The sequence below is a fragment of the Ureibacillus sp. GCM10028918 genome, from assembly GCF_042666115.1.
In the GTDB taxonomy this organism is placed as follows: domain Bacteria; phylum Bacillota; class Bacilli; order Bacillales_A; family Planococcaceae; genus Ureibacillus.
The window spans coordinates 208,293-220,366 of the sequence record NZ_JBHTFK010000005.1 but is presented as its reverse complement, the minus strand read 5'-3'; the positions used below and the strand labels follow the sequence as shown (position 1 = coordinate 220,366).

13 protein-coding genes are annotated in these 12,074 nt (G+C 38.3%); 3 read left to right on the top strand and 10 right to left on the bottom strand.

Annotated features, from left to right (window positions below; genetic code table 11):
* Window positions 1–20 precede the first annotated feature (20 nt).
* From ACFQU5_RS04390 to ACFQU5_RS04375, 4 genes are all read right to left on the bottom strand, one after another.
* On the bottom strand, window positions 21–1,109 hold the full coding sequence (locus tag ACFQU5_RS04390; protein ID WP_390285136.1) for a sensor histidine kinase: 1,089 nt from the start codon (window positions 1,107–1,109) through the stop codon (window positions 21–23).
* Window positions 1,106–1,786: a cell wall-active antibiotics response protein LiaF gene (gene liaF, locus ACFQU5_RS04385; protein WP_390285134.1), complete on the bottom strand. Its 681-nt coding sequence runs from the start codon at window positions 1,784–1,786 to the stop codon at window positions 1,106–1,108. The genes ACFQU5_RS04390 and liaF overlap by 4 nt, the downstream gene beginning before the upstream one ends.
* A 155-nt stretch (window positions 1,787–1,941) precedes the next feature.
* Complete coding sequence (locus ACFQU5_RS04380; protein ID WP_390285132.1) at window positions 1,942–2,595, bottom strand: PspA/IM30 family protein; 654 nt, start codon at window positions 2,593–2,595, stop codon at window positions 1,942–1,944.
* A 95-nt stretch (window positions 2,596–2,690) separates the two neighbouring features.
* Window positions 2,691–3,056: a lmo0954 family membrane protein gene (locus ACFQU5_RS04375; RefSeq protein WP_390285130.1), complete on the bottom strand. Its 366-nt coding sequence runs from the start codon at window positions 3,054–3,056 to the stop codon at window positions 2,691–2,693.
* 229 nt (window positions 3,057–3,285) lie between these two features.
* Between ACFQU5_RS04375 and sirA the strand changes: the two genes are divergently transcribed.
* Together sirA and ACFQU5_RS04365 are read left to right on the top strand one after the other, a co-directional pair.
* Window positions 3,286–3,714, top strand: coding sequence for a sporulation inhibitor of replication protein SirA (gene sirA, locus ACFQU5_RS04370; protein WP_390285128.1), 429 nt, complete (start codon window positions 3,286–3,288; stop codon window positions 3,712–3,714).
* Window positions 3,715–3,857: 143 nt separating this feature from the next.
* On the top strand, window positions 3,858–4,079 hold the full coding sequence (locus ACFQU5_RS04365; RefSeq protein ID WP_390285126.1) for a YneF family protein: 222 nt from the start codon (window positions 3,858–3,860) through the stop codon (window positions 4,077–4,079).
* Window positions 4,080–4,186: 107 nt separating this feature from the next.
* Here ACFQU5_RS04365 and ACFQU5_RS04360 read toward each other — a convergent pair whose 3' ends face one another.
* The 6 genes from ACFQU5_RS04360 to ACFQU5_RS04335 all read right to left on the bottom strand — a co-directional run bounded on the left by ACFQU5_RS04360 (window position 4,187) and on the right by ACFQU5_RS04335 (window position 11,229).
* A complete protein-coding gene (locus ACFQU5_RS04360; protein WP_390285124.1) occupies window positions 4,187–5,233 on the bottom strand; it encodes an alpha/beta hydrolase in 1,047 nt (348 codons plus the stop codon).
* Window positions 5,234–5,848: 615 nt separating this feature from the next.
* Complete coding sequence (locus ACFQU5_RS04355; protein WP_390285122.1) at window positions 5,849–6,616, bottom strand: 3-hydroxybutyrate dehydrogenase; 768 nt, start codon at window positions 6,614–6,616, stop codon at window positions 5,849–5,851.
* 55 nt (window positions 6,617–6,671) lie between these two features.
* The gene (locus ACFQU5_RS04350; protein WP_390285120.1) at window positions 6,672–8,009 is read right to left on the bottom strand and encodes a GntP family permease; all 1,338 of its coding nucleotides are present in this window, start codon (window positions 8,007–8,009) and stop codon (window positions 6,672–6,674) included.
* A gap of 270 nt (window positions 8,010–8,279) precedes the next feature.
* Complete coding sequence (locus ACFQU5_RS04345) at window positions 8,280–8,939, bottom strand: 3-oxoacid CoA-transferase subunit B (RefSeq protein ID WP_390285118.1); 660 nt, start codon at window positions 8,937–8,939, stop codon at window positions 8,280–8,282.
* A 13-nt stretch (window positions 8,940–8,952) separates the two neighbouring features.
* Window positions 8,953–9,645, bottom strand: coding sequence for a CoA transferase subunit A (locus ACFQU5_RS04340; protein WP_390285116.1), 693 nt, complete (start codon window positions 9,643–9,645; stop codon window positions 8,953–8,955).
* A gap of 243 nt (window positions 9,646–9,888) precedes the next feature.
* The gene (locus ACFQU5_RS04335; RefSeq protein WP_390285114.1) at window positions 9,889–11,229 is read right to left on the bottom strand and encodes a sigma-54 interaction domain-containing protein; all 1,341 of its coding nucleotides are present in this window, start codon (window positions 11,227–11,229) and stop codon (window positions 9,889–9,891) included.
* A 248-nt stretch (window positions 11,230–11,477) separates the two neighbouring features.
* Here ACFQU5_RS04335 and ACFQU5_RS04330 point away from each other — a divergent pair, with 248 nt between their 5' ends.
* Window positions 11,478–11,741: a YqkE family protein gene (locus ACFQU5_RS04330; protein ID WP_390285112.1), complete on the top strand. Its 264-nt coding sequence runs from the start codon at window positions 11,478–11,480 to the stop codon at window positions 11,739–11,741.
* Window positions 11,742–12,074 lie beyond the last annotated feature (333 nt).

The window sequence follows — 12,074 nt, the reverse complement described above, 5'->3', positions numbered from 1 at the left end:
ATATCCAGCAATCTAACTTTCTACTCAGCTTTCTTTTCTTGCTTGGCAAGTTCAATCACTGGCGTACTTTCTGCTTCAGCTGTTACTACTTCGGCTTTATTTCCAAGTGGAACCTTTACTTCCACAATCGTTCCTTCACCTGGAACCGAAACAATTTTATAGGAGCAGCCGATTTCAACGGCACGTTCGGCAATGTTTCGTAGACCGTAAGAGGTGGATTTATCTTCTTCAATATTGAAGCCTTTTCCGTTATCCTGGATACGTAATATGCCAACAGTGTCTCGGGCAATTAACAGTAGCTCTACTTCTGAAGCCTTTGCATGGCGTAATGTGTTCGAAAGGGCTTCTTGGGCAATACGGAATAAATGATCCTCTTCGGCTTTAGACAATTCAATTTCTTCAATACGATAATCAATATCGAAATAGACCTTCTGTTGCAGCTCTTGAATTAAATCCGTCAACCCTTGTGCCAACGTACTGTTTTTCAATGCAATCGGCCGTAAATGGAGCAGTAAGGCACGCATTTCTAATTGGGCTTGCTGAACAATCTTTTCCACCTGTTGTAGAGTAGGTTTCGATGTGCCAAGTGCATCTTCCTGCTCAGTAACAGCAGATAATAGCATAGATGCAGCAAAAAGTTGCTGTGATACGGAATCATGCAATTCACGAGCCAAGCGTTGCCGTTCAGCAATAATCCGTTCTTGGATAATTTTGTCGTTCGCTTCCACTTTTTCATTGGTCATTCGCTGCAAACTAGTACGCTGGGTTTCAATTAAATCATTCGCTTGGGTTAATGCTTTCTTCAAAGTAAAAGAAACATTTTTCTTTTTTTTCATAGAAAAACCAGGTTCTACTAACTGTTTTACATAGCGTGTTGCAGAACTTTCTCTCGCTCTTGCAACTGCACTCATCCAAATACTAATAAAAAAGCTAATCAATCCAATTGTCATAACTATAAAAGCAATAATTGGCATTTCTGTTGATTCAGATTCCAGTAGAAATCCCCAATCCTCATCTGTTGGTGATCCGAAGAAGATAAATAAATAGCCAAAAATCGTGCTGCTTAATAAGAAGAATAATGTTACCATTCGAAATAGAAATGAAATCATTTACGGATCACCTCCACGTCCCCCAGCCAAGTCGCTACATGGATCACCAATTTGCGTTTAGCATCTTGAGCTTCTCCATCTTCGAACATGAGTTTTTCATTGATTAATCGTTTAGGATTATTTCCTAGTATTTTTGCTTCACCAAGAATTGTTGAATATTGAAGGCGGAAGGGAATTTCATAAGGCAACACAATCGTCACTTTCCCGATGAATTGGCGGATTGTAATGACTGAAGTTCCTGCTGGCAATATTGTATCCGTTAAATCGAGCGAAATGTCGCCAACAAATTTCTGCATCTGGATGTCTTCCCATTTGTAATTATCAAGTGGGGAAGAGATGTTTCCGATAAGATGATTTTTCATTATCTTTGCATCAAGCTCTAGTGTATTAATTGTTACAACTTTTTGTTCCTTTGTTACATGTTTATACAGTATGTAAATTAAAACGCCAACAATTAGCAGGCGTAAGCTCCATATAGATAGAATGGCAAGGAAGATAAGGAAACAACCGCTCCAAAATAAATATTTCTTATTTTTGGAAAAGCTTAAGTAAAGTAGAATTGCCCCAAGGATCATTAAAAAGGTGCTGCCATTGTTAAAAAGTGTGAGCTCTGCGAACACAATTAAAACAACAGCAATCGTGATAAAGGTTAATTGGTTCGTACTAAATCTGTTCAAAGTGGTTCCTCCTTTTTATTCTTGGTGAGTCATATTCTACCTATAACAAACCTTAGGAGAAGACCTTGTTTGCCTTCTCCCAACAATTGTCATTATAGCACGATTCATCTATTTCACAGTTGAATTTTTTGTGTGAATGACCAACATTATTCTTTTTATTTTGCTTCAGTAGGCTCTTTTTTCATTTCGATGCTAGGTATAGGGTGGTTTGTTTTTTCTAAGCTTGCAAGACGAGCTTCCAGCTGTGTTCTGTCATAATCTTGTTCAATTTTATCAGCCAGCGTTTCAATATAAGATGAAAGATCATCAAATTCTGATTCGTCCTTAGATTTTAATACTTCATCCATTTTGTGATGAGCACGTGTTACATTTTCTTTGCCCATCAGTTGTAACTGACGAACTTTCATATCTTTGATTTTGTGTTTCATTGTCTCGAATTTTTGTTCAAGTTCTACAAATTCTTTATTTGATTGTTCGAGCGAATTTAATAAAGTGAACTGACGAGTTTTGTACGATTCCACTTCTTGGTGAGCAAAGGCAACTAAATCTGTTTCGTTTGATTGCTGAGCTAGTTCCAGTTGTTTTGTTCTTTTTTCAAGCATCGTTGTTGTTTCTTTTAATTCATTTTGAAGTTGTTCTTTTAATTGAGCTTGACGCTGAAGTAATTTACCGGTTTGTTCTGTTTGTTTTTCGGCTTCGCGGATGTATTGATTTAACATCGCAATAGGATTTTTACTCTCCTTTTTATCGAACAATTGGTGTAAATCAGCCTCTAAAGTGTATCGAAATCTTTTTAATAAACCTACCATATTAAAATCTCTCCTTAAATTTTATTTTGAAGAAGAAAGTATGCAACTTTCTTCTTATCGATGCAACTAGCCCTATTCGCTATTAAGTCAGGCGATTAGTTAAGTTTGCTATTCAATTTTGCCCATTCAGTTTCAAAGTTCGTAAATGGATCATTTTCTTTCATTACAGTTGATTTGCTGAAGGAAACTTCTTCGTTGTTCCATTTTTTATATAGAACATAGATTAAAAAGATAGCAGCAAGACCAACCAATGCAGGGATGTTGGAAATCGCTGTAAAGATTCCAATTAAGCCAAGTGCCACCCAAAATACTTTCCCAAACCCTGAGTTTGATCTCACATAGTAGTGCAATCCTAAATAGACAAGCAACCCAGAGAAGGCAAACCCTACGAGTGGTCCTAACATACTAAGGGCAACAATTGCTGCGACAATGCCGACAGTTACGATGAATACTTTTTTCATTTTTTTAGCTCCTTTCGTGTTACCTTTATGTTACACTTGGGGCGATTTTCTTAAAACGGCCTCTGATTGCATTTTTCTGTAGGTCTCGAGGCTGAGTAAGTCTAGGTAAAGTGAACGAAATTAATGTTTCACTGTATTTTGACAAAAAAAGTAATAGAATTGGGACACCTTTTGACAAAATATTTGAAATCTTTCTTTTATAATGTGAATATAGAGAGGAGGACGAAAGATGAGAATCTATTCAATATTTCATATAAAAAAACAGTATCAGTCTTTTGTATTTGGAAGAGAAAGACAGCTTCTTGAAATGGTATCGACAAAAGAGCAAGCTCTCGAGTCCTCTGTTAGCAAGCAGCTAAGCTATCTCTGTGAACCAATTGAAGGAAGAATGGTACAAGGTGTACTCTATGAGCATTTAAAGAAAAGTTTTCCGACTATCCAATGGGTGAATGAATATATGAAATTTGAACACCAATTTAAAGGTGGTTTGAAAATAAAAGTATGTACGTATCATATAGAAGCAATTTGTGAAGGCTCCCGAATGTTGGATCTGGATTTATTCCACAGCCTAAGCCAAATGAATGATTCGTTCATTGCATTTAATGCAGAGGATTCCGAATGCGGTTGGTTGAAACCAATCAAGCATGCATCATATTAGCTATAGAGATTTGGTATAATCATGTAGGTAATCCCAACAGTAAAAAAATTATTGAAAAACTAGTAACGATGCGGTTAATAGTGTATAATCCTTCATGGAGAGTTTATCTCGGTATAAATGGTAGTGGAGGAGGTAGGCACAAAATGGCTACATGGATTTGGATTATTATTGTTATCGTCGCTCTAGCAGGGGGCGTAGCACTAGGTTTCTACTTTGCTCGTCAATACATGATGAAATACTTAAAAGAAAACCCACCGATCAACGAACAAATGATTCGTGTGATGATGGCTCAAATGGGACGTAAACCATCTGAAAAACAAGTGCGTCAAATGATGTCGCAAATGAATAAATTACAAGATAAATAATTGTAATCTAACAACAGTTTACTTATGTAAAACTGTTGTTTTGCTTTTTTAAAGGCTTTTTGACCAAAAAGGAAACCGTCTCAAGTATGAAGAGACGGTTTTCGTTGTTAGGATATTTCTTTCTCATCGAGCGGAATTTGTTCCGCTGTTCTTATCATTTCATCCAGTGGAATTTCATTTATTGCGTTTCTAATTTCATTTATTGGTGTAACAACCGTTTCGTTTGTCTTTTTATAGACATAATTCTCGATAAACTCTGAAACAATTTGTTCGTATTCTTGTTGATTTTCGTTAAATGACTCGGCATGGCCGCCTTTTTCAAATAACTTGATCATTTTCGGTCCTTGTTTTTCTTCATACAGTTCCTCTGTCATGTAAGGAAGAATGAAGTCATCCCCTAGGCTATGAATAAATAGAACAGGGGAGGAGATGTTTTTCACCGCTTCCTTTGGTGTGACGCTTTTAAATGTATAGCCATCGCGAATGCGAAGAAAAATATTGGCTAAGTGGATTGGGATTTTTGTACGAAGATATTTTGTTTTCATCATAATTTGCGAAATCAGCTCTGAAAAGTTCGAAAAGCCACAATCCGCAATATAAAAGTCTGCGCCATCTTCCAGTAAGCCAGCATATAAAATCATACTTGCGGCACCCATTGATTCTCCCTGGATCCCAATAAGAGCATCCTCGCCAACGATGGATTTCACAGTTTGTACAACAGCGGCCACATCAAATTTTTCATAGTAGCCATAGCTTGTTGTTTTTCCACCTGAGTCCCCATGTCGCCTGTGGTCAAAAACAAAGGTGTTGAATCCAAGTCTTTCGAACATGCGCGCATATTTGACCATGCTGATTTTATTTTCAGTTACACCGTGACATATGATTATTGTATTTTTTGTATTTAGGGGCTTTAAGAAAATACCTTTTATTGGATAACCATTGGGAGAATCAATACTTAATTCTTCCTTTGGACATTGATTAAACCATTTTTCATCAAAGCGTTGTGCTTTTAATTCACGATCATAGATAAAATCAACATCTTTCTTTTTAATATACATAAGTTGATTGGTCGCAATATATCCAAAGATCGCAGCACCGGTTGAAAGAATAGTTGTAATAATACTTGAAGCCCATAAGAGTTTTTTTCGTTTCATTAAAAACACCTCGATTCATTTATAGTATTTAACATAATCCTTACACTATTCCCGAATATGTTAATTGTAACACTATGTTCATATTTTTTATGTGATTGGTTTTTTGGATAATTAAGAATCCTGCTTTTTGTGGAGAATTTATTACGAAAATTTAGAAGGATTTAAAAAGTGAAGGCTCAAGAGCTATCTAACAGCCAAGTGATATTGCTATGAAAAAATAGAGTATCCTTTAGATAAATATGCTTTAAGGGAGTGTTTAGAAAGGGAAGGAGCGTTTATAATAATATATTTTCTTTTTTTATATTGTGTTCACTGTTATTATTATTTCACAAAAAATATTCAAATTTACAGTGAAGGTAGGTTTGTTTGAGTTAATTTTTCCTATACTGGCACGTAAAGTACTTCCATTTACTTTTTTAGTGTTTAGTTAAATATTGGAAGAGCTGAAGACGGAGATTTTTGTTTTCAAATGGTAAGTGGACTCGGAGAATTAATATGTAGTGTTTTGCTTAAAGAATCGACTCTTTAATGAATAAAAATCAATCGTTTTAGTATACCTAGACAATGAAAAAGCGCCTCCAAAATAGAGGCACTAAATGAAAGTAGCGTTTACTTTTATTGAATCGTATAACCGCCATCTAATACAACTGCTTGACCGGTCATTCCTTTTGATGCGTCGCTTGCGATAAAGAGGGCAAGATCTGCAATCTCTGAAACATCAAGTAGCCGTTTTTGTGGCACGAGAGGGTAAATAACTTCCTCAAGTACTTTTTCTAATGGCACGTTTCGCGTTGTGGCTAAATCTTGTAATTGGTTGCGTACAAGTGGTGTATCGACATAGCCTGGGCAAATGGCGTTTACCGTGATACCGTCTGTTGCCGTTTCGAGAGCTGCCACTTTTGTTAAGCCGATCACGCCATGTTTCGCGGAATTGTAGGCAGCCTTGCCGGCGAAACCGATCAGGCCGTTTATTGACGCCATGTTTATGATGCGGCCAAAGCTTTGTTTGCGCATAATTGGTAAAGCATGTTTGATTGCAATGAATGGTGCTGTCAGCATAATTTTAACAATCAGTTCAAAGCGATCTGTGGGAAAGTCATCAATCATGGCTACATGCTGCATACCTGCATTGTTGATGAGAATATCAAGACGTCCAAACTTGTCGGTTGCAGCTCCGATCACGCTTTGTATGTCATTTTCAAGAGTGACATCACACTTCAACCCGACTGCATCCTCGCCAAGTGAAAGTGCAGCTTCTATTACTTTTTCTTCATTAATATCTGTTAAGACTACTTTTGCGCCTTGGGCATAAAATACTTTCGCAAGTTCGAAGCCAATTCCTTGTGCAGAACCTGTAATGAGAACCACTTTATCTTTCAGCATAATCAAAAACCTCCTATATAAGGAGCCGCAAAGTGATTGCCAGCTCCCATATGCTTTAAATACCTATACCTAAAGAGAATAAAATAATCGCGATTGCCACACCAATTGCTGGGGTTGCAACGGTTGTTGCTGCAACAGACCAATAAGCGTCTTTATGTTTTTCGCCACAAACGGATTGAATCGTCGTTACAACATACCCATTATGTGGTAAAGAATCGAGTGCACCAGAAGAAATGGCTACAACTCGGTGGAGTGCTTCTTGGTTAACACCTGCGTCCACATAGCCAGGTGCAAGTAACGGCAAGGCGATTAACTGACCACCGGAAGCAGATCCTGTCATCCCGGCAATCACTGAAACAGCGACAGCAGCACCAATTAATGGTGAACCTGGAATGTGCGTCATTGCATCAACGGCTACGCCAAAGGCTGGTACCGCTTTTGCTACACCGCCAAAACCTACAACGGCAGCTGTATTTCCGATTGCAATAATCGCACCAACCGTGCCTTCAGAAACGGCCCCCCAAGCGTTTTTGAAGTATTTCCAGCTCACGATAAATGTTGCAATAATACCACCTAGTAAGGCTAAAATTAATGCAGATTGCTTCAGTGAATCATGGAAGATAAATGAAATGACTAATACCACCGCTAGTGGAATGAACGCCATTATCGGGTTTGGTAATGCACGTTCTGTATCGAATGATGGATCTGATTCCCGAGCCACAAAACGTTCGCCTTTATCAACGGCTTTTTTGATTATACGTTTTAACCACCAATAACCGAATATAGCCATGAATGCTGCAACGATTATACTAACTTCCCATCCTGCATAGGGAGTAGTGTCTAAATAATCCATCGGAATCCAGTTTTGAATCTCTGGTGAACCAGCTGAGGTCATTGTAAAAGTTACCGAACCTAATGCTAAAGTTGCCGGAATGAAACGGCGTGGTAAATCTGCCTGCTTGAATAGCGAAATAGCCATTGGATAAACAGCGAATGCTACAACAAAGAGTGAAACGCCTCCGTAAGTTAAAATCGCACAGGCGATAACAATTGCAAGGGTTGCGTATTTCATTCCCAATTTATCTACAACGAATTTCGCGACGGCATCGGCTGCACCACTATCCTCCATTACTTTACCGAATACTGCGCCGAGCAGGAACATCATATACCATGACATGATGAACCCTGTAAAGCCTATCATATAGTTTGACACAAAGTTTGCGGCTCCTTCTTCAGCAAGCTGCGGAAATAACGGCATGCCTGACATTACTGCCACAAATAGGGCAGATAAAGGTCCAACAATAATAATATTAATTCCTTTAAGCGTTAACCAAATAAGTAAAATAAGACCACCAATAAGACCAATCATACTCAATGTTACATTTCCATCCATCCCATGTACCCCCTTTAATTTCATTCAGCATAAAATCTTCCATTTTATATAAGTGGTGAGATAAATGCTAAAAGTTTTGCAATTCAGCTAGGTTATAACCCAGATTAAATTAATGAATTTAGTCGAAGTGCGCCACGTCCTGTGGCATCGTCTAAGTGACCAACATCCTATTGGCCTAAGCCTCCGGCGGATGCCACAGATTTTTAGAAGAATTACCCCACAAGTTCGGGTAAAATCCGGGCCCAAATACGCCAAGGCGAATTTGATTGTTTAAATTGATACATTCTCCAGAACATCCGCTAAAATTAATTTAGCCTCTGTCGACTGGACAACTTCTTCAATCGTAAATCCTTCAAATACTTCCTTTAATGCTAAGCCATTTGGTGTTACTTCAATGAATGCGCGTTCTGTTATAATTTGATTTACCACACCCTTTCCAGTTAAAGGTAATGAACACTGTTTTTTTATTTTGGGTGAACCGTCTTTTGAAACGTGCTCCATGATGACAATGATTTTTTTCGCTCCGTGCACTAAATCCATTGCGCCACCCATACCTTTAATCATCTTGCCAGGGATCATCCAATTCGATAAATCCCCGTTTTCGGAAACCTCCATGCCACCTAAAATGGCAACATCGATATGCCCGCCCCGAATCATGGCAAAGCTTTCAGCACTAGAGAAAAAGGCTGCTCCCGGAACCGTTGTGACCGTTTCTTTCCCGGCATTTATTAAATCCGGGTCGACTTCTGCTTTGGTAGGGTAGGGGCCAATGCCAAGTAAGCCGTTTTCGGATTGTAAAATGACCGTTTTATTTGCCGATATATGATTCGCTACTAATGTGGGCATCCCAATCCCCAGGTTGACGTAATCACCATGTTGAATTTCTCTTTCTGCACGTATGGCAATACGGTCTCTAAGTGATAATGACATGATGAATCCTCCTTTATCCTTGAAGTACTGTTAATCGTTCAATTCGTTTTTCTTGGTGTGCTTGTAGAAGCCCTTGCACGTAAATGCTTGGAGTTTGCACAACGTCTGGATTAATAGTGCCAACTTCAACGATCTCTTCCACTTCAGCAATCGTGAATTTTCCAGCTGCCGCCATCATTGGGTTAAAGTTTTGAGCTGTCTTGTTGTAAATTAAATTCCCGACAGTATCTGCTTTTGCTGCACGGATTAATGCGAAATCTGCTGTTAATGCCGTTTCTAACACGTATTCTTTATCATTGAATGTACGCGTTACTTTTCCCTTAGCTACCAATGTGCCTACCCCAGCTGGTGTATAGAAGGCAGGGATCCCGGCACCACCTGCACGTATTCGTTCTGCTAGTGTTCCTTGTGGTATTAATTCGACTTCGATTTCACCTGCGAGCACTTGCCGCTCAAAGTCCTTGTTTTCTCCTACATAGGAGCCTATCATTTTCTTAATCTGCTTATTTTTTAAGAGCAACCCTAGTCCCCACCCATCAATGCCGCAGTTATTCGAAATGATGGTTAAATCTTTCACCCCTTTATTGACAAGTGCAAGTATCAGTTGTTCTGGGATACCTACTAAGCCGAAACCGCCTACCATGATGGTTGATCCATCTTGAATGCTTTTGACTGCATCTTGTGCCGAATCGAATAATTGTTTCATAAAACAAAATCTCCTTTTAAAATACAAAACTAACAAAAAAATAGGTATGAAAGCGCTATAATTTGTATTAAAGCAGAATGGTTTAGTGTATGCAATAGGGTGTGTCTAAAATGTGACAAGGACAATGGGAGTAGAATTCCGGAAATTCGGAATTTTTGAAGTGAACTGATTGTAGTGTGTAGAATCTATTGGAATAAAAAATTCCGACATACTGGATAAGTGTCCAGAATATCGGAATTTAGGTCATAAGTTGTGTTTTTTAATTTTTTCATAAAGAGTTGAACGACTGATACCGAGCTTTTTTGCAATCTCCATTTTGTCCTTTTCGTTGTCTAAGTATTCTTGTAAGATTTGTCCTTCCACTTGAAAAAGCATTTCTTCCAACGTACTATTGCTCTTTGAGAAGGTTGTTTTTTGACGGCGAATATGGAGAGGCAGGACATCGAAGGTAATTTGATTGCCTTCTGCTAGATGTATAATAGCTTGTAACACATTCTGCAGTTCTCTGACATTGCCGGGCCAATCATATTGTTGGAGACTCCACCAAGCTTTCCGATCGATTTTGATGCCTCGTCGACCTGCTTCAACACTATATTTACTCAAAAATGTCTGAATCAGCTCGGGCAAATCTTCGATACGATCGCGTAGTGGGGGGATTTGCAATGTAATTGCCTGAATTTTGTAGAATAAATCTTCGCGAAAGTGTTTGGTTTTCACCATATCTGCTAGAGAAACGTTTGAGCTCAATATAAAACGTACATCAATTGTAATTTCTTCATCTGTCCCAAGCGGTTGAATTTTTTGGTCTTGCAATGCTTTTAATAGCTTTGCCTGTAAAGTAATGGGTAATTCGTTGATTTCTTCGATGAATAGCGTGCCGCCTTCTGCACGTTGAATCCGTCCTTTTTTAACATCTTGATAAACTTCCCATCTCCCGAAAATCTCTTCTTCGAGCAATTCTTTCGGGATGGTCGAGCAATTTATTTTAACAAAATAATTTTCCGCTCGATTTGATAAACCATGGATACTTTGTGCAAACATTTCTTTCCCTGTACCAATTTCCCCTTCGATTAAAACGGGTAATTTAGTGGGGGCAATGGTTGCAATCGTTTCTTTGATCTTTCGAATCGTTTGGGAAATTCCTTTAATATCGGCCAAGTTATAAAAGGATTCACGATATTGATTTATATTTGTTTCGATTTGATCCATCGTTTTACGCACATGTGAACTTAGCTTCTTCCAATCATTCATGTCACGGAAGATGACGCTTCCGAATGCACCAATAATTTCACCATCCATAACAATCGGCACACGGTTTGCCAGCATATAAGTGCCTTTAATATAATGCGGCGCGGCGATTTCCGCGGTACCTCGTTCCATAACCAGATGCATTTCACTATTTTCAATCACATCTGCCACATGTTTGCCAATGGCTTCCTCACGACTTACTTCAAGGAAATGACAATATTCATCGTTTATATAAATAATTTTCGAATCTCGATCGACAACAACAAACCATTGAAAGGCAGTTTCTAAAATTTGAGAAATAACATTAGCTGAAAGAAATTTTAACCAATCTTCCATCTCTACACCTCTTCTCTAAGTGACTCATTTCTTCTATTTTACACACAAAAAAGCACAGATTAGTAGAGTTGATGAAATTAAATTAGAAGATACAATTAAAATGGATTATGGATTTTTGTGTATGTCTTTTGATTATCGGAAAGTCGGATACATAGGAGCAGCAAATTTCGTTTACGAACAATCGTGTTTTCCTATAAATCATGTTAAACTATACTGTGAAATTTGAAAATTCAAGTAGGTGAATAGTCATGGGGAAAAAGAAAAAACAAGGCCATAATCAAGCGCCATCTTCACAATCGTCAAAAAAGGAAGAAGCGTTAACATTACAAGACCAATTAAATGGCGATGTTCTGGCAAAACTAAAACAAGCTAAGAAAAGCTTAGTTGAGGAAGAGCAAGCAAAAGAAGAAGAACGTCAAGCCCGATTAGCATTCGAACGCAAACAACGTGAGAAGAATATGAGTTTTGAAGAATTATTAGACAAATTCGGTGATCAAGGCTCAAAGTTTTAGAGTAGGGTAGCTGCTGGGGTGATTTGAGTTTTGTTTTACCACAAGGAACAAGCACTCGGTAACTTACATAAATGGCCTTCGGAATAATCTCGTTCTGAAGGTCTTTTATTTTGATTTATTTTAGGCAAATTGATTTTAGCTGTCTCGGAGTTCTATGCCGATTAATTAGAAGGGGAAAGTTCATCGCAAAGCAATCTCACAGAGCCTTAACCGGTTAAATCTAAGACGGGAGTCAATCGGGAAGCAAGCTCGGAGCCCCTATCTGATTAAATAGAAGGCTAAAGGTAATCGAGAACCATGCTCGCTAAATTTAGAAACAACTATCCCTAATAC